This is a genomic window from Paenibacillus sp. FSL H8-0537, from assembly GCF_038051995.1.
In the GTDB taxonomy this organism is placed as follows: Bacteria; Bacillota; Bacilli; order Paenibacillales; family Paenibacillaceae; genus Pristimantibacillus.
In genome coordinates this window covers 6,605,777-6,623,010 of sequence record NZ_CP150290.1, presented here as the reverse complement: position 1 = coordinate 6,623,010, position 17,234 = coordinate 6,605,777, and the positions used below count along the sequence as shown (strand labels likewise).

Sequence of the window (17,234 nt, the reverse complement as noted above, 5' to 3'; positions counted from 1 at the left end):
CGATTTGGTGAAAAATAAAGCGGCAGGCAGGACCCGAGCATTACGCTTGGGCCTTGCCTGCCGCTTGTTTGCGTCAGTTCTGCGGTTCGCGGTCTGGCAGCTGGCTAACGTAGCTGTCGGAGAGCTGGAGCAGTTCCAGCGCGCGGTTGTATTCATCCTCGGTTGCTTCCTTGGCGCTTTCCATGCCATCGCCTGCAAGCGGGTGATGGGTGCCATCATCGTAGCCGCTGCCGGAAAGGAACAGCTCCTTGCTGCTGACGAAGGAGCCCGTCGGCAAATAATAGCGCTGTGGAAGCAGGTTATATGAGGTGCTGTTCAACAAATCTTGGCCAAAATGAATTTGCTTATCCAGCGAAACGCCAAGCAAGTTCGAAATCGTCGGCAGCAAATCAACCTGCCCGCCTAGCTGATCAAACTCTTTAGGCGAGGTAATGCCAGGTGAAGCAATGACAAGCGGAATATTAATCATATCGGTATAGCTGTACTCATAGCCGTAAATTTCCGCCATTAACTCTTTATCATCGCGATCCAGCGAATAAATCGGCAAGCCCAGATGATCGCCGTATAGCACGATTAAGCTGTCATCCCATAGGCCGCGCTGCTTGAGATCGTCAATAAACTCACCAAGCACGTAATCCGCATAGTTCTGGGCGCGAATGTAGTCGCCGACGAACGTGCCCTCGTAGCGCTCAGGCAGCTCCATTTGATACTTCGTATCCGGTATGGTGAAGGGGTGGTGAGCGGTCATCGATATGACTTGGGCATAAAAGGGCTTGTCCTTGCTGTCCATTTTCGCAAGCTCTGCCGCTGTTTTCTTATAAAGCACCTCATCGGAAGCGCCAAAAAATACCGTATCATCCTCACCGAAAAACGCTTTATCATAATAGCGATTGAAGCCAAGCGCCTGATACAGCTCGCCGCGGTTCCAAAACTCCACGACATTCGTATGGAACGTCGCCGTATCATAGCCGTTTTCCGTCAAAACGCGCGGCAGGCTCGGCAGTACCTTTCCAGCATAGACTTGGGTAGCGGCGCCATTTGGCGGAATATAATAGGACGTGTTTACAATGAATTCAGCATCGGACGTATTGCCTTGCCCTACGCCTTGGTAGAAATGCTTGAAATAATAGTTGTCCTTAGCCAGCTTATTCATGTTTGGTGTAATTTCCTTGCCGTCAATATGAAGGCCAATGAGGAAGTTTTGGAATGATTCCAGCTGGATAATAATCAGGTTTTTGCCCTTGGCGGCGCCTTGCAGCTGCGGCGTGGCGACAGGCTCAAGCGTCTTGAGGCTGTTGATCTTCTCCTGCGTAATCGTGGAGGAATCGACAAGCTCCAGTTCTTTTTTGCCAAAAATCGTATAGGCCTCATAATTCAGGATGCCCATTTGCTCGGCTTTCACAATCTCGTTCATGCTGGCACTGTTCGGCAAAATGTTAAACAAGCACAGGCCGAGCGATACCGCGAAAACGCTTGTTAACATTCTTTTGCTCAAGCGAGTCTGGCTGGCGGTTTTCCAATACTGCGCCTTCTGCTTACGCATGAGAAAATAAAACATAAGGATCACATCGATAAAGACGAGTAAATAATATGGGTCCATCAGTGAAAATACGCTGTTGCTGACCGCCGTTACCTGATTGACCTGCTTTAAGGCAGAGCTGGTGACGATGACTCCGTAATATTTATAGTACATCAGCACAGCAAAGAGGATGGCCGTTATTAGTAAATTGGCTGTTAAATAATAAGTAAGCTTGCGTTTCGTTGCGAACCATTCAATAAGACAAAAGACGACTAAGGCAAATGGAACCTCCTTGAACAGGGTGCTCCACGACGGGCTTCCAAATACAACCATCCACGTGAGATAGCTTTTGAAAAGAACAATAATGGAGAAAGCAATGATAGGTCTGGTGCTGAACAGACGTTTTGGTGCAGATAAAGTCAAAATATCTCCTACCTTTCCTCGCCAAATAAGGGCCGAGTCCATCGTAAATTTACGATAAATTCATACTTATTATGCCTCTTCCCATAGTAGAATGTCAAAATGCAAAAATAACCCTTTGCCGCATTTTCGCGAAACAGGCTCACAAAAATTACATTGGGAATTTCGGCAACCTTTTAAGACAGATCGAAGTCTATTAGGTATAGTATAAAAAGAACAGGTCAATGTTTATTACACCTTCTTCCTGTTAATTAAACCATTTAAGGAGTGCATCATGAAGAGAAAACGCAGAAGAGCGGTCGTTATTTTATTTTCCTTATGCTTAATTGCGATGGCTATTATAGTAGTTGTGAAGTTTGATAAAACGGCAGCTGAGGCGCCTGGTTCTGGGGATACAGCGGCTGTTTCGCCAACAGTAGAGGCTACCGCCGAGGTGGACGCTTCGCCGTCCCTGTCGCCGATTGAGGACATTCCCACACCGGAGGCCACGGCAACGGCGACAGCAGAAGAAACACCAACAGCGGAAGAAACGCAAGCGGCCACGCCTGCTCCTACAGCGTCGCCGACTGTGAAGCCGACCCCAGAGCCGACAGCAACGCCGAAGGCAACAGCAAAGCCGTCCGGCGGCAGCTCGCCCTCCGATTTGGATGAAGGCTTAGCCGTTGTCGCGGAGCCGGAGAGCGTTACGGCGCTAGTGAACAAGCAAAACAAGCTCCCAGATGACTATGAGCCTTCGGAGCTGGTATATCCGGATGTGGCATTTATATTCAGCGAGAAAATCGATAAGCGCAAAATGCGGAAAGTAGCGGCGGATGCTTTGGAAGAGCTGTTCGCAGGAGCGAAGAAGGACAAAATTTATTTAGCGGGTGTGTCAGCCTACCGATCACAGGCGACCCAAAAGTCGCTGTTCGACCGTTATGTGAAAAGAGATGGACTGGAGAAAGCTAGAACGTACAGCGCGATCCCAGGAACGAGCGAGCATCAGACTGGGCTTGCGATTGACGTATCCGGAAGCGACGGCAAATGTGCAGCCGAAAGCTGCTTTGGCGGTACGGATGAAGCGGTATGGCTTGGCAAGCATGCCTTTGAATATGGCTTTATTATCCGTTATCCCGAAGGCAAGGATAAAATTACCGGCTACAAATACGAGCCTTGGCATCTTCGTTATGTAGGCAAGGCGCTGGCGAAGGAACTGACGGATAACGACGAGACACTGGAGGAGTATTACAACGCCATTCCAGTAAGCAACTAATAGTGGAAGCGCAGCGTTTACCAGTCTGGAAATGAACTCAGACGGGTCAACGCTGCTTTTTTATGATCATACTGCCGCGTTGCTATCTGCTTCTGAACGATAACTAGATCTTTGATTCGAACGTGCGGCAGTCTGTTTCCGCAGAAACGGACGCCCGTTTGCCGCGATTGCTTGCTACAAAAATCGAAGCGGCTCCACAGTGGTTGCCTGCGTTCCAGAACTTGCAGGAATTGACGTCACACAATACGTCCTTTGCCATTGACAGCTCACCTCCTCAGCTTTAGGATGGACAAATTAAGGATCATTTTATACAAGTGAAGGGAATGGATGCGGATGGGAACTAGACTTTATTACAATCATGATGCGGGAGTAGATGATCTCGTTTCTTTATTTCTTGTTTTACAAATGAAAGAGGTGGAGCTGGTCGGCGTATCGGTCATCCCGGCTGATGGCTATTTGGAGCCTGGCATGAAGGCCAGCCGCAAAATCATCGACCGTTTTGGACGTGGCGCTGCATCGGCAAGCATCGAGGTTTCGAGATCCAATTCTCGCGGACGCAATCCGTTCCCTGCGGAATGGCGGATGCATACGTTTTTCGTCGACGCGCTGCCGATCTTAAACGAGCCGGAGCAGATCAAGACGCGCGAAGCGGAGCTTCCAGCGCATCTTCACATGATTGAGGCCATTCGTGCCTCAGATGAGAAAACAACGCTGCTGTTCACGGGACCGCTGACCGATTTAGCCCGTGCATTAGATGAAGCGCCAGATATAGAAGCGAAGATCGAGAAGCTTGTCTGGATGGGTGGAACGTTCAATGAGAAAGGCAATGTACAGGAGCCGGAGCATGATGGCACCGCCGAATGGAATGCGTTCTGGGACCCGGAAGCGGTCGAGCGGGTATGGGCAAGCGAAATTCCTATTTTCCTCGTTGCTTTGGAAAGCACCAATAAAGTGCCGCTGACGGTGCCAATCCGCAATCGCTGGGCTTCGCTGCGCCGCCATGAGGGCATGGATTTTGTCGGGCAATGTTATGCAGCCTGTCCGCCGCTTGTTTATATGGAGACGAATTCGACGTATTACCTATGGGATGTTCTAACGACAGCTACGGTGGGTGATTCAAGCCTCGTCTCAATGAAGACGGTGCACAGCAAGGCGATTGCGCATGGCGCCAGCCAAGGACGCACCATTGAAGCGGCTGATGGCCGTCCGATCAGCCTCGTATACGATGTGGAGCCGGAGCGTTTCTTCGACTATATAACGGAGCTGGCCTGCAGCGCCGAGCTTAATCCTGCGTAAGTAATTTAGCATTAGTAACTGTGGCGTTTCAAAGCCTTCCTGTGCGGGTTATTATTACACAGAGGCTTCCGATTCATTTTGGAACAAAGAAAGAGATGAAGCTGACGCGCTTCATCTCTTTCTTTGTTTAAGTAACTACTTAAGTACCATACTTATAGCAGTATATTTAAAATGTTTTTTCTAGAAGGACGGTGAAAAAGGCGGAGCGGAATGAAAAGGTTGGACTGGAGAAGCGTTAGCGTTCGTTTAAAGCTTTCCGTAGGAAAGCAGCATCGTACGCATATGTTTTTGCCCTTGAATGTCCACCTTTGGTGGCTTATTCAAAAACATTCAAGGGCAATGGCGATCGGAAGCCAACCTTTTCATGCAGCGCAGCCTCTTTTCACCAAAAGCACTAAAACGACGCTTTAAATTAACGCTAGTCCATTTCATAGATCGAGCCGGATTTGCTGGCATAAAGCTCGGCGTAGACCTTCTCCGCATAAGCGTCGGTCATACCGGAAATATAGTCCGCGACGAAGCGTGGCCAAGTCCAATTCTGCTTGTGCTGCTCATAGTTGGCAATCCAGTCTGGCGGAATGATGAGCCGTCCATTTTCTGGAATGCGGAAGCTCTCCCATAGTCTGCGAATCATAATTTCGCTGCGTTTCTGCAGACGCTGAACGCGGAAATCTTTAATCAGCGTCACCCACGCCAGCTTCTTGAGAATTTCCATCGTCCGGAGCAGCTCTAGATCCTGCTGTCCATCCTTGACGAAGGTAACCTTCTTCCAGCCTGGTGTAGAGGAGTCAATAATGCCGACCTTTCCGGCAAAAACGCTGACCCAGCGCGCCTTCATCTCCCTGCGTGTGCGCGACGTTTCCTGATCGTACAGCCCATACAGCTCTTCCCATTGCTCTAAATATGCGGCGAGCACCTTCTTCACCATCGCGGGAATATCAACCTCATGCCAGCCGACCTCCATATTGCCCTGGTCCTCGACAATTTCCTGTACCAGATGGTCGATCAGGCGCTGGTCTTCAAAAAACGTGCGATTCATCTGGATTTTGCCTGCGCGGATGCCATCCTCAATATCATGCGTGGAATAGGCGATATCGTCGCATAAATCCATCAGCTGCGCTTCTAGCGTGGAGCGGCCCTTGGGCATTTTCCACGAATCGCGCAGCTGCTCAATATCTGCCCATTCGGAGCTGTACAGCCCTTTAAGCCGACCAGGCTCATCCAGGGAATAGGGGTATTTATTTGTAGCCAGCAGCACGGCTGCGGTCAGATCAAGCCCGCTGCCGCTGCCGGCGCGCTTCTCCAGAAACATGAGGATGCGGAAGTTTTGCGCATTTCCCTCATAGGTCATGCCATGCTCTTCCTGAAGCAGGTGATCGAGCACCTCTTCGCCTTTATGGCCAAAGGGCGGATGGCCAAGATCATGGGCGAGCGCCGCAATTTCAACGACGGCAGGATCGAGCATCAGGCCGGGATGTTCTTTTTTAGCTAAAAAGGCATATTGCTTGCCCAGTCTCCGTGCAACCTCGCGGGCAATTTGTGAAACTTCAAGCGAGTGCGTTAGCCGCGTGCGGTAATAGTCGCCGGAACCAGCGCCGAACACCTGTGATTTTCCCTGTAGTCTGCGAAAAGCGGGGGATTGAATCAAGCGGGCATAATCCCGTTCATACTCGTCACGTTCTTCACTGAAAGTTCCCAGCGCAGGTTCGTCCAATCGTAGCTTTCGTAAGTCCATAGTTGTTCCTCCCATGCCGCTCCAGCAGTTCTTTTGAAAAATTGTAGCATACTTTCAAGTTTGAACATATACCGCCCATAGAGTATGATTTGATTAATTATAAAAAAATGTGCATGTTATAAATGGCATAACAGGGGAGCTTTAGCGATGACTACGTTTCAAGACTTTTATTTCATCTTCACTTTGCTGAATATATTGCTCGCTTTCGCCCTTGTCTTCTTGGAGAGACGCAACGTCAGCTCTACCTGGGCTTGGATCATGGTATTATCTTTCATCCCAGTATTCGGTTTTATTCTATATTTGATTCTCGGTCAGCAGTTGCGCAAACGCAAGCTGTTCAAGCTGCTTGGAGACAGCCAGCGCATCATTGAAGATACCGTGGAGCGGCAGAAGCTTCAGCTTCAGGATCGCCACACCGTCTTTCATGATGCCGAGACGAATGAGTATCGGGATATGATTTTTATGAATTTGGTCAGCAGCTATGCGTTGTTCTCGCAAAATAACGCCATTCGCATCTATACCGAAGGCAACGAGAAATTCGATGCGTTAATAGCTGATATTGCTTCCGCAGAGCATCATATTCATCTGGTGTATTACATTGTGCGTAATGATGTGCTGGGCAACAGGCTGCTCAGAGCATTGGTAGCGAAGGCGCAGCAAGGAGTAAAGGTCAAATTTCTCTATGACCACATCGGAAGCTCGGGGCTTCCACGGTCGTTTTTCAACAAGCTTCGGGAAGCGGGCGGCAAGGCGCAAGCCTTTTTCCCCTCGCGTATTCCTTATGTAAATTTGAAGCTGAACTATCGCAATCATCGCAAGCTGGCCATCATCGACGGCATGACCGGCTATATTGGCGGATTTAATGTGGGAGACGAATACTTGGGCTTGGACAAGCATTTCGGCGAGTGGCGGGATACGCATTTGCGGGTGAATGGACATGCCGTGCATCAAATGCAGGCGCAGTTTCTCATGGATTGGAATCTCGCGTCCTCCGGTACGGTGGAGCTGAATCGCAGTTATTTTCCAGTGGTCAAAGAAGGCGGCGGCATTGGGATGCAGGTTGTAGCCAGCGGCCCGGATTCCGAGGAACAGCAAATTAAAGATGCTTATATTAAAATGATATATTCGGCGAAACGATCGATTTGCCTGCAAACGCCTTATTTTGTGCCAGACGAAAGCTTAATGACCGCCCTGAAAATTGCCGTCCAATCTGGTGTAAAGGTGCAGGTTATGATTCCGAAAAAACGCGACCATTTCTTTGTTTATTGGGCGACCCGTGCTTATATTGCCGAGCTGCTGGCAGGCGGCATTGAATGCTATTTGTATGAAAAAGGCTTCCTGCATGCCAAAACGATTGTCATCGATGGCAAAATTGCTTCGGTGGGAACAGCAAATATTGATATTCGCAGCTTTAAGCTGAATTTTGAGATGAACGCTTTTATTTATGAGGAAAGTACCGCGGGACAATTAAAGCAGATTTTCGAGGCGGATATTGAAAATAGCATCAAGCTCCAGAAAGACGAGTTTGCAAAACGTCCGCTGTTTGAACGGTTCAAGGAGTCGATTAGCCGGCTGCTCTCACCGATTCTGTAGACAGCATAAAGGGATTCCGCTTATCGATGATAACCGGAATCCCTTTAACTTTCAGACTCACTTCTATTCAATTTATTAAACGCTCCATTCCAAAGTTCGCATTTCCATTTACAACTTCCATTCATTATTGCGCTTACCACAACCGAATGAACTCTTATTGAAAACCAAACTATCAAAGTTAAGTATTGCTTGATTAAATGATGGTGCAGCATTCTCGCTTGCTCATTATGGTGAGTTCCCACATGTCCGGATGATCCTTGCAATCTCCTTTCCACTTAAATGGGAGACATGCTTCGCTTACGCTACTCCAACGGGCTATCCCCTCTCGTTTAGGATAGGTACATCATATCTTATTATTTGAAATTTGTAAATATTCAGAATATTACAATTCCTCATTTTTCGCAAAATGATTACAAAGTCCTGGGTATTTGGATTTGGCTTGCTTTTGGCAATGGGCCATTAGGGCATAGGGTTGGGGTTGACCGATTTTGACAACGGAATTATACTTAGTCTAAATCAAAAATTGAAGGAATGAAGGCCTTATGGCAAAGCTAAATTTAACGGTCCAGCGCAAGGCGATTTTGGACGTTATCCAGCAATCTCACGACCATCCGGCAGCCGCTGATATCATTGAGCGTTTGCGGGGCAAAGGCTTCAACTTTGCTTACGGGACGGTTTACAATTCGCTTCGTTATTTAACCGATGCGGGGGTTATCCGCGAGCTCAAGCTTGGTGAGGCGGTTAGCCGCTACGACGGGCGTACGGAAGAGCATCAGCATGTCATGTGCAGCAAATGTGGGCGTATTGAAGAAGTAATGATTGAGGTGCCGCAGGAGTGGACTCGCCGAGTTGCGGAGGAAACCAGATTCATTATTCACCATTCACATATTGTGTTAGAGGGGGTTTGCGAGTCATGCGCGAGCCAGTCGTAACGAATCAGGACAAACAGACAGCTTTAAATGGGAAAAAGCTCGCCCGGCCACGTCAGGACAGTTTTGAGCCGGATTTTACGGAGCAGCTTGGCGAGGGCATTCTGCCGGAAGGAGCGGTCTGCTCCATGACGAAGCGGGTTATGGTTGTCAGCCCGTTCCCGCAGCGGGTGCATAGTCTTCTGCAGCTGCTTGCGGCAGATTGCTTTGATTTATTTACGCTGCATGATTTGAATAAAGCGTTCGTGCACAGCTTGCAGCCCGAGCTGCTGATCTATGATGCGACGCCGTATGTGCAAGGACATACGGATGCGGTAGAAGCGCTGCAGGCTGCCTTGCAGCATACGGCGCATCTTAAAGGAGTGCCGATTTTGTTCCTCGCGGGCGCACCGGCAGGCGTGATCCGTCATCTGCTGCCAGATGCCGCAGCTATGATAGAATGGCCGGCTGCACCGCAGGAGGCAGTTAACCAGATCAACCGCATGATGGACCAGCAGCCGCAGTCAAGCCCCGTCGTCGTATCTGGCTACCACTACAAGGATTTGACGGTCGATCTGAAAAGAATGGCCGTATTCCGCGGTGAGCAGCGCATCGATCTGACGAAGACCGAATACGATCTGCTGCTTATGTTTATTACGTCCGACGGCTCCGTGCTCTCGCGTGAGACGATGTTCGATTCGGTCTGGGGCAGTCAGTTTCTCGGCGGCAGCAATGTCGTAGATGTGCATATTAAGTCGCTCCGCAAAAAGCTGAAGGACAGCGCAGTAGCGCCGAAATATATTGTGACGGTGCGTGGCGCAGGCTACCGGCTGGCGGATGAAGCTGTAACGTCCTAATGATAAGACCACTGATGGCTCTAGCGGCCTTCAGTGGTCTTTTTTTATGGCTTTCTTGTCAGGTTTTAATGTATGGCTGTCTTATGGTGAGTCCTGCTTTGTTGCGGCGTGTTCATCCAACCTTCATCATACGTTCATCCAATATTCATGACAGGCATCGTTTGGCCTCGCTATAATAAGGGTAAATATTTAGACCAAGTCTAAATTCAACTCGGAGGTAAAAACGATGACCAATACAACCAATACGAATCCCCAATCGAATGCGAACTACATGACGACCAATCAAGGCGCGCCTGTTGCCGATAACCAAAATTCGCGTACAGCCGGACAGCGCGGCCCGACGCTGCTGGAGGACTATCATCTGCTGGAGAAGCTGGCGCATTTTGACCGTGAGCGGATTCCAGAGCGGGTTGTTCATGCCAGAGGCGCAGGCGCACATGGCGTATTCCGCGTAGAGAACAGCATGGCTGCTCATACGAAAGCTCATTTTCTGCAGCAGGCGGGAGTGGAGACGCCGGTATTTGTCCGTTTTTCCACCGTTATTCATGGAACAGGTTCTCCTGAGACGGCGCGTGATCCGCGCGGCTTTGCGGTGAAATTTTATACGCAAGAGGGGAATATGGATATTGTGGGCAACCATCTTCCGGTGTTTTTCATTCGCGATGCGATGAAGTTTCCTGATATGGTGCATTCCCTGAAGCCGTCGCCCCAGACGAATGTGCAGGAGCCCGGCCGCTATTGGGATTTTATGACGCTGTCGCCAGAATCGACTCATATGCTGACGTGGCTGTTTTCCGATGATGGCACACCTGCGACCTACCGTGAAATGGACGGCTTTGGCGTGCATGCGTTCAAGTGGCAAAATGCCGAAGGCAAGATGACGTATGTGAAATACCACTGGAAATCGAAGCAGGGTGTGCGCAATTTCACCGCTGAGGAAGCGTCGGAGATGCAGGGGCGCGATTTTAACCATGCGACAAGGGATTTATATGATTCCATCGAAAAAGGAGATTTCCCAAAATGGGATTTGCATGTGCAATTGCTGCCACCTGAGCATATGGAGCGTTACTCCTTTGACCCGCTCGATCCAACCAAGACGTGGCCAGAGGATATGTACCCGCTGCATAAAGTCGGTACGATGACGCTGGATCGCAACCCAGAAAATTATTTTGCTGAGGTAGAACAGTCGGCGTTCTCGCCGAGCGCCTTGGTGCCAGGCATTGAGCCATCGGAGGATAAATTGCTGCAAGGCCGCTTATTTTCCTATCCGGATACACAGCGCTACCGTTTGGGCGCGAACTATTTGCACATTCCGGTCAACTGCCCGTATGCGCCTGCCCGTAATCACCAGCGCGACGGAGCGATGACGATGAAAGCCGATTCCACCAGCGTTAATTATGAGCCGAACAGCTCAAGCACAAGTCCGCAGGAAGCCGAGCGGGGTCACGCTGACCATACTGTGCCTGTTCACGGCTTTGCCGGCCGCCAAAAAATCGATAAAACCGATGATTTCACGCAGGCAGGCGAGCGCTATCTTTCCCTTTCGGGTCCACAGCAGGACAATTTAGTGAAAAATTTGGTTAATGACTTGGGACAGACGAATGCGGATATTCAGCTGCGTGCCATTTGCAACTTTTTCCGGGCCAACGTGGAGCTCGGGATGAGACTGTCCGAAGGGCTTGGCGTTGATATTCGCAAGCATATGCCACAGCGTTAAGCGGAGCAAAGCTACAGCGGGAAATGATGTTTTTATATAGAATAGAACAATGAAGCGTCAGAAAAATGGCAGAAAAAACAGGCGGCTCCCCCGGCAAATGGGACTCCGCCTGTTTTTTCTTTTATTTTCCTCCTGCATCAAGCAGTTGAGAAATGAGCAAATGGTACTCGATTGGCGAGAACATGAAGATCAGGGCTCAGAAATCGCCATACTTGCCGCTGCATGCCCTCAATGGACCAACATTCATGAAATGCTATAACTGCTAAAAAAACAGCTGTTTATCTCCTCCCAATGATGACCGTCAAGTCGACTGTCACTTCAAGCGTGAGCCTCTGCTTTATTTGCTGTACAAGCGATTCCTTCATTCCCCAGGACAATGGCGTCATAGCAATGAAAGGCTCAATCAGCGGCTGGTGCATAAGAAAGCGGTAGTGCAGCCGCTGGCTGCCCAGCACTTCAAAATATTCGCTAACACGCTCTATAGTCGCAAGGTTATCGTAAAAGCTCCTCGTAAGACTCGTGCTGTGACTGCTATTCGTACTGCTGTATAGCAAGGAGCGCAGCTCCTTTAAATAATCAGGTCCAGGAAAAACCTTAATGACATGGCCCGTATCAGCAAGCAGCCGCTGGAACTCGGCATAATTGGATGGTGATAGGATATTGACGATGAAATCAAAGGAGCGGTCGGCAAAAGGGCTGTGAGCCAGGTCGGCCACGCACCAGAGTGCTTCGCCGTTATTTTTCGAAGCAAGCGCTATCGCATCCTTGGAAATATCCAGACCTGCCGCCAGCACCACAGCATCTGAACTGCTGCTGAGCTGCTGCTGAAGCGCGGACAAATGCGAGCCTTCCCCGCATCCGGCGTCCAGCAGCCTGATTGGCTCAGTCCGATTCTGCCGCGAGCCGTTTATTCTCTCGGAAATATGGGAGAGAACAGGAGCGAAGAAGCCGCTGTCCATCACCTTTTTCCGCGCCTCGAATAGCGTTTTTTCGTATTTTGTCCGCACAGGGCGACTTAAAAAATGGACAGAGCCACGCTTTGAAAGATCGTAACTATGCTTGCTGCCGCATACTAGGCTTTGGCCGTTCCGCAGCTGCATGGAGCCCATGCATATCGGGCAGCGGAGCAAATTGGAATAAGCGGGGGAGGCTAGCGCCGCCGCGATCTTTTTTATATTTTCACGCATTACAAAAAGCACCTCATTCATTTGATTTGAGTAAATGAAAGAAGGCACAGACAAATAAACCTAGCCCTTTTGCACGAAAAAAGCTTGCCTCATCCTTCTATACCTCTCATTAACGCAAACGAATGAATTTGATGATCATGCCTCGTTAACACTCCCATTGTGGAATTTGAACGCAGAAGCTGCCGAAAGGCGCTTCCCTCAATAAATTATAGCAAAAAATCAACGAGTCTTCTCCTGATCAATAGAGTGAGGATGGCCGGGGCCTTTAGATCCAAGCAAAAAATAATCGTGTGGTCAGCTTCTATTGCCCTTTCAATCATTACTTTGTTAACGATTCAACCATTTAAAATATCCAGTTATATGAACATTCGAGAGATGGGGATGTTGAAACTTTGTTTGCCGTTGTAACAGTTACCAGCTTCTCGACAGCGGCAGTTTGGGCGGTTGCCGCTGTGCTGCGGCTGGAAGCCAAGCTGTCGCTTTTCACGCTGCTGTCTGCTGCAGGCGGCATGCTGCTGCTCCAAACGGCAGCTGCTGCTTATTTTGTCAGGCGGATTAAAAAAGTAGAAGCAGCAATGAGCGGTTTTATCAAATAGACAGACCATGCTGAAAATAGAGCAAAGGCGAGCGGAAATCACCAAGCTCGCCTTCTTTGTCCTCGCTTGCGGCTCTAGCCGCTGCGCTGGAACTGGCTCATATACAGGTCATAGTAGAAGCCCTGCTGTTCTAACAGCTCGTCATGCGTCCCGCGTTCTTTGATGCCGCCGTCCGCAATGACGAGAATTTGGTCCGCCTGGCGAATCGTGCTGAGACGGTGGGCGATCACAAAGCTGGTGCGCCCTTCCATCAGCTTGCGCATGGCGGCTTGAATATGCATTTCTGTCCGCGTATCAATACTGCTTGTTGCCTCATCCAGAATGAGGATAGACGGATCGGCAAGCACGGCGCGGGCGATGGTAAGCAGCTGCCGCTGCCCTTGGCTGAGGTTGCCGCCACCAGCGGTGAGCGGCGTGTCATAGCCCTGCGGCAGCTTGCTGATAAAGCTGTGGGCGTTCGCCAGCCGCGCCGCCTGCTCGATTTCCGTATCGGTGGCGTCAAGCCGCCCGTAGCGCAGGTTCTCGCGCACTGTATCGGAGAATACATAAGCGTCTTGGAGCACGATGCCAAGCTGGCGGCGCAGGCTGTTGCGGTCCAGCTCGCGAATATTGGCATCATCGATTGTGATTGTCCCATGGTCAATATCATAAAAGCGAGTTAGCAAATTAATGATCGTTGTTTTGCCTGCTCCGGTTGGACCAACGAGAGCAATCATTTGTCCGGGCTGGGCTTCCAGCGATACATGGCTTAATATCGGATGCCCTTCACGATAGCCGAATGATACGTCGTCAAAGCGGACATGGCCGGTGCATGCTTCAAGCTGCTTGGTGCCGTCGCCTTCGTATTCCGTATCGGTATCAATCAGCTCAAACACGCGCTCGGCGCTCGCCACAGCAGATTGCAGCAAATTGAACTGATTTGCCAGCTCGTTGAGCGGACGTTGAAATTGCTTCGAGTAGTTCAGGAAGCTGACGATGATGCCGACTGTCGTCCAGTCATTCAGCACCATAAAGCCGCCAACGGCGGCAATAAGCGCAAAGCTGAGATTGTTCATCACGTTCATGAACGGTCCGATGGTTCCCGAATAAATTTGCGCTTGAATGCTAGCATTCGTAAGCTCGCTGTTCATTTTATCGAATTGCTCCGCGGCCCGCTGCTCGCGGCGGTACACCTGAACGACCTTTTGCCCGGCTACCGTTTCCTCGATAAAGCCGTTCAACTCGCCTAAATGCTGCTGCTGCTTGGAGAAGAAGCGGCGTGTGAAGCCCGCCACCTTCTTGGTGAACAGCAGCACGAGCGGAATTGTAACCATGCTGAGCAGAGTGAGCCACACATTGAGCGACAGCATAATGGCCAGCGAGCCGGCAAGCATGATGACGCTGGATAACAGCTGCGTGACGCTTTGGCTGAGCGTGCTGGAGACATTTTCGATATCGTTCGTGGTTCGGCTCATTAGTTCCCCGTTCGTCTTGCCGTCGAAGAAGCGAAGCGGCAGCAGCTGCAATCGTCCGAACAGGTCGCGGCGCATGTCCAGCACCGTATTCTGGGATGCGCTCACCACAAGCTTCTGCTGGAGCCAGGTCAACACGGAGCTGCCCGCATATACAGCAAGCAGCAGGAAGCATAGCGACAGCAGTCCGTCATAGCTGCGCGGAATGATGTATTGGTCGATGGCGTGGCCGATGAGATACGGCGCGGCGAGCGACAGCAGCGTTGCGCCTATCGTGGCAAACAGCACGCTCATTAGCGTTGCCCGGTAGCGGCTCAAGTAGCTCCAAATTCGGCGCAGCGTCTGAAACGTATTTTTGGGTTTGGCTTTTGCAGTTGGAATGCCCGGAGGACCACCGCGCATTCCGAGGCTTGGCAGAGCAGGCGCTGCTGCTGGCGCTGGCGGACGCTCGCTAGTGGAGCTATGCTTTAGATCAGCCATGAACGGTCGCCTCCTTGCCAGCCTGCGACTGGTAAATTTCTTGGTAAAGCCCAGAGGAGCGAAGCAGCTCATCATGGGTGCCCTGTGCGGCAATTTGCCCCTCATCCAGCACGATAATGTGATCGGCATCGATGACGGAGGAGATGCGCTGCGCGATCATAATGCTGGTTCGTCCATGCATCAGCTGCCTCAGCGCAGCCTGGATCTGCGCCTCCGTCCCCATGTCGATGGCGCTTGTGCTGTCATCGAGAATAAGCACCGACGGCTGGAGGAGCAGCGCGCGAGCGATCGAAAGTCGCTGCTTCTGCCCGCCAGACAAATTGACCCCGCGCTGGCCAAGCTGCGTATCATAGCCTTCGGGAAGGCGGGTAATAAAATCATGGGCTGCCGCAGCTCTGGCGGCGGCAAGCATTTCGTCTTCGGTGGCCTCTGGCTTGCCGAAGCAAATATTTTCACGAATCGTGCCCGTGAACAAAATCGACTCCTGCAGCACGATGCCAATATGGCTGCGCAGGCTGCCCAGCTCCATGTCGCGCACATCAATGCCGTCCAGAAGCACGCGACCTTGCGTAGCTTCGTACAGCCGTGGAATCAGGTTGACCAGCGTAGACTTGCCAGCTCCGGTTGCGCCAATCAGTGCGAGCTTCTGTCCCGGCTTTGCCGTGAAGCTAATGTCGCGCAGCTCATACGCCCTTTCAGGCGCAGATGCACCCTCGTATGCGAATGAAACATGCTCGAATGCGATTTCTCCCGCCGCGCTGTTATGTTGGGCGGGCGATTCGGCTGAGCGAATTTCCGATGACGTGTTCAGCACCTCCTGCACGCGCTGTGCAGATACCTTCGCCGTCGAGAAGCGGACGAGCATCATGCCGATCATCGACAGCGACATCATGACCTGTGTCACATAATTGATGAAAGCAATTAAATCGCCTACAGGCAGCGAGCCTTTTTGCACATCAAGACCGCCATACCAGAGCACAGCAGCAATCGCCGCATTCAAAATAAAAGTGAGAATCGGCATATTAATGGCAACCAATTGCATCGCCTTAATAGCCGAACCTGTATAATCGCGATTGGCACGACCAAACCGTTCGTTTTCATAGTTGGAGCGTACAAATGCTTTGGCGACCCGAATGCCGGTGAAATTTTCTTGAAGCACCGTGTTTACCGCATCCAGCTTCGACTGCATGCTTGCAAACAGCGGAAGTGTCGAGCGAATAAGGGCAAACATGACGACGAACAGCAGCGGAACGATAATGGCGAGGATGAGCGCCAGCTTCGGGCTAATCGCAATCGTCATAATAATGCTGCCAATGGCCAGCATCGGCGACCTGACAAAAATGCGCAGCAGCATTTGCACCATCGTCTGGAGCTGGACAATATCGCTCGTAAGCCGCGTAATCAATGATCCAGTCTTTAGCTCATCTAGGTTTCGGAAGGAAAAGGTCTGTACCTTGCGGAACAAATCACCGCGCAGATCGGCTCCGAATTTCTGCGAGGCGATGCTGGAGTATACCGTGCAGCCAACCCCGCCAATCAGGCCGACCAATGCGGCTGCAAGCATATATAAGCCTGTTATTTTGATATGGCTTAAATCGCCTTTTATGATGCCCTCATCTACAATACTCGCCATCAGCTTAGGCTGGAGCAGGTCCATGCATACTTCCAAAACCATCAGCAGCGGGGCGAGCAATACAGCTATCCAGTGCGGTTTTAAATATCGCGCAAGCTTGATCATCGTCCACTTCCTCTAATCCTGATTACCCTCGGTAGGGTTCATCGCGTTTAAATTATCGCCAATTCGGTGCAGCATCCCTTTCAGGATTTGTTTTTCTTCCTCGTTGAAGCCTTGCAGAGACTGCTCCTCCAGCAGGTGAAGCGTCTCTCGCAGCTTGCCAAGCATCGCTTTTCCTTTGTCGGTCATAAAAATTCGCGACACGCGCTGATCGCGTTGATCGGCTTCCCGACGGACGATTCCATTCTTCTCCATCCGGTTCAGCATCACGGTCAGCGTTGCCGCTTTAATCTCAAGCTCCTGTGCCAGCTCGTTCTGGCTCCGTCCCGGTCCGCGCTCCAAGGCGAACATAAGCGGCGGCTGCCCCGGATAAAGATCATAGTCCTGAAGCTGGGCATGCAGCTGCTTCTGATGCTGGCGGGTTAAATGGCGGAAGATCCGAGTAATATGGTCAGGCCCTCTGCGAAATGGCATAGCGGCACCCCTCT

At 50.7% G+C, this 17,234-nt stretch carries 14 protein-coding genes; 7 read left to right on the top strand and 7 right to left on the bottom strand.

What is annotated here, in order from left to right; all coding sequences use genetic code 11:
* Positions 1–73: 73 nt before the first annotated feature.
* Complete coding sequence (locus MHB80_RS28065; protein WP_341280002.1) at positions 74–1,942, bottom strand: LTA synthase family protein; 1,869 nt, start codon at positions 1,940–1,942, stop codon at positions 74–76.
* Between the two features lie 271 nt (positions 1,943–2,213).
* Between MHB80_RS28065 and MHB80_RS28060 the strand changes: the two genes are divergently transcribed.
* On the top strand, positions 2,214–3,191 hold the full coding sequence (locus tag MHB80_RS28060; protein WP_341280001.1) for a D-alanyl-D-alanine carboxypeptidase family protein: 978 nt from the start codon (positions 2,214–2,216) through the stop codon (positions 3,189–3,191).
* A 103-nt stretch (positions 3,192–3,294) separates the two neighbouring features.
* On the opposite strand, the gene MHB80_RS28055 is transcribed toward MHB80_RS28060, so the two are convergent.
* Entirely contained in the window at positions 3,295–3,450 is a 156-nt protein-coding gene (locus MHB80_RS28055) for a DUF1540 domain-containing protein (protein ID WP_341280000.1), read from the bottom strand.
* 74 nt (positions 3,451–3,524) lie between these two features.
* Between MHB80_RS28055 and MHB80_RS28050 the strand changes: the two genes are divergently transcribed.
* Positions 3,525–4,487: a nucleoside hydrolase gene (locus MHB80_RS28050; protein ID WP_341279999.1), complete on the top strand. Its 963-nt coding sequence runs from the start codon at positions 3,525–3,527 to the stop codon at positions 4,485–4,487.
* A gap of 418 nt (positions 4,488–4,905) precedes the next feature.
* Here the strand turns inward: MHB80_RS28050 and dgt are convergent, their stop codons facing one another.
* Positions 4,906–6,222 (bottom strand): dGTP triphosphohydrolase, encoded by a 1,317-nt coding sequence (gene dgt, locus MHB80_RS28045; protein WP_341279998.1) that lies wholly within the window; start codon positions 6,220–6,222, stop codon positions 4,906–4,908.
* A 147-nt stretch (positions 6,223–6,369) separates the two neighbouring features.
* Here dgt and cls point away from each other — a divergent pair, with 147 nt between their 5' ends.
* The 4 genes from cls to MHB80_RS28025 all read left to right on the top strand — a co-directional run bounded on the left by cls (position 6,370) and on the right by MHB80_RS28025 (position 11,297).
* Entirely contained in the window at positions 6,370–7,815 is a 1,446-nt protein-coding gene (gene cls, locus MHB80_RS28040; protein ID WP_341279997.1) for a cardiolipin synthase, read from the top strand.
* A 542-nt stretch (positions 7,816–8,357) separates the two neighbouring features.
* A complete protein-coding gene (locus tag MHB80_RS28035) occupies positions 8,358–8,747 on the top strand; it encodes a transcriptional repressor (RefSeq protein ID WP_341279996.1) in 390 nt (129 codons plus the stop codon).
* Positions 8,729–9,580 (top strand): winged helix-turn-helix domain-containing protein, encoded by an 852-nt coding sequence (locus MHB80_RS28030; protein WP_341279995.1) that lies wholly within the window; start codon positions 8,729–8,731, stop codon positions 9,578–9,580. Before MHB80_RS28035 ends, MHB80_RS28030 begins: the two co-directional genes overlap by 19 nt.
* Positions 9,581–9,806: 226 nt before the next feature.
* Positions 9,807–11,297, top strand: coding sequence for a catalase (locus tag MHB80_RS28025; RefSeq protein WP_341279994.1), 1,491 nt, complete (start codon positions 9,807–9,809; stop codon positions 11,295–11,297).
* 278 nt (positions 11,298–11,575) lie between these two features.
* On the opposite strand, the gene MHB80_RS28020 is transcribed toward MHB80_RS28025, so the two are convergent.
* Positions 11,576–12,484 (bottom strand): methyltransferase domain-containing protein, encoded by a 909-nt coding sequence (locus tag MHB80_RS28020; protein WP_341279993.1) that lies wholly within the window; start codon positions 12,482–12,484, stop codon positions 11,576–11,578.
* Positions 12,485–12,876: 392 nt separating this feature from the next.
* Here MHB80_RS28020 and MHB80_RS28015 point away from each other — a divergent pair, with 392 nt between their 5' ends.
* On the top strand, positions 12,877–13,080 hold the full coding sequence (locus tag MHB80_RS28015) for a hypothetical protein (protein WP_341279992.1): 204 nt from the start codon (positions 12,877–12,879) through the stop codon (positions 13,078–13,080).
* 74 nt (positions 13,081–13,154) lie between these two features.
* Here MHB80_RS28015 and MHB80_RS28010 read toward each other — a convergent pair whose 3' ends face one another.
* The 3 genes from MHB80_RS28010 to MHB80_RS28000 all read right to left on the bottom strand — a co-directional run bounded on the left by MHB80_RS28010 (position 13,155) and on the right by MHB80_RS28000 (position 17,220).
* Positions 13,155–14,933, bottom strand: a complete 1,779-nt coding sequence (locus MHB80_RS28010) for an ABC transporter ATP-binding protein (RefSeq protein ID WP_341283098.1) — start codon at positions 14,931–14,933, stop codon at positions 13,155–13,157.
* Positions 14,934–15,003: 70 nt separating this feature from the next.
* Positions 15,004–16,749 (bottom strand): ABC transporter ATP-binding protein, encoded by a 1,746-nt coding sequence (locus MHB80_RS28005; protein ID WP_341279991.1) that lies wholly within the window; start codon positions 16,747–16,749, stop codon positions 15,004–15,006.
* A 12-nt stretch (positions 16,750–16,761) separates the two neighbouring features.
* Entirely contained in the window at positions 16,762–17,220 is a 459-nt protein-coding gene (locus MHB80_RS28000) for a MarR family transcriptional regulator (protein WP_341279990.1), read from the bottom strand.
* Between the last annotated feature and the right edge of the window lie 14 nt (positions 17,221–17,234).

What these genes read in the sequence shown, in the direction of transcription:
- MHB80_RS28010 (WP_341283098.1), bottom strand. Translation starts at nt 14,933, where the DNA reads ATGCGCGGTGGTCCTCCGGGCATTCCAACTGCAAAAGCCAAACCCAAA.
- MHB80_RS28005 (WP_341279991.1), bottom strand. Translation starts at nt 16,749, where the DNA reads ATGATCAAGCTTGCGCGATATTTAAAACCGCACTGGATAGCTGTATTG.
- dgt (WP_341279998.1), bottom strand. Translation starts at nt 6,222, where the DNA reads ATGGACTTACGAAAGCTACGATTGGACGAACCTGCGCTGGGAACTTTC.
- cls (WP_341279997.1), top strand. Translation starts at nt 6,370, where the DNA reads ATGACTACGTTTCAAGACTTTTATTTCATCTTCACTTTGCTGAATATA.
- MHB80_RS28020 (WP_341279993.1), bottom strand. Translation starts at nt 12,484, where the DNA reads ATGCGTGAAAATATAAAAAAGATCGCGGCGGCGCTAGCCTCCCCCGCT.
- MHB80_RS28050 (WP_341279999.1), top strand. Translation starts at nt 3,525, where the DNA reads ATGGGAACTAGACTTTATTACAATCATGATGCGGGAGTAGATGATCTC.
- MHB80_RS28055 (WP_341280000.1), bottom strand. Translation starts at nt 3,450, where the DNA reads ATGGCAAAGGACGTATTGTGTGACGTCAATTCCTGCAAGTTCTGGAAC.
- MHB80_RS28000 (WP_341279990.1), bottom strand. Translation starts at nt 17,220, where the DNA reads ATGCCATTTCGCAGAGGGCCTGACCATATTACTCGGATCTTCCGCCAT.
- MHB80_RS28025 (WP_341279994.1), top strand. Translation starts at nt 9,807, where the DNA reads ATGACCAATACAACCAATACGAATCCCCAATCGAATGCGAACTACATG.
- MHB80_RS28060 (WP_341280001.1), top strand. Translation starts at nt 2,214, where the DNA reads ATGAAGAGAAAACGCAGAAGAGCGGTCGTTATTTTATTTTCCTTATGC.
- MHB80_RS28030 (WP_341279995.1), top strand. Translation starts at nt 8,729, where the DNA reads ATGCGCGAGCCAGTCGTAACGAATCAGGACAAACAGACAGCTTTAAAT.
- MHB80_RS28035 (WP_341279996.1), top strand. Translation starts at nt 8,358, where the DNA reads ATGGCAAAGCTAAATTTAACGGTCCAGCGCAAGGCGATTTTGGACGTT.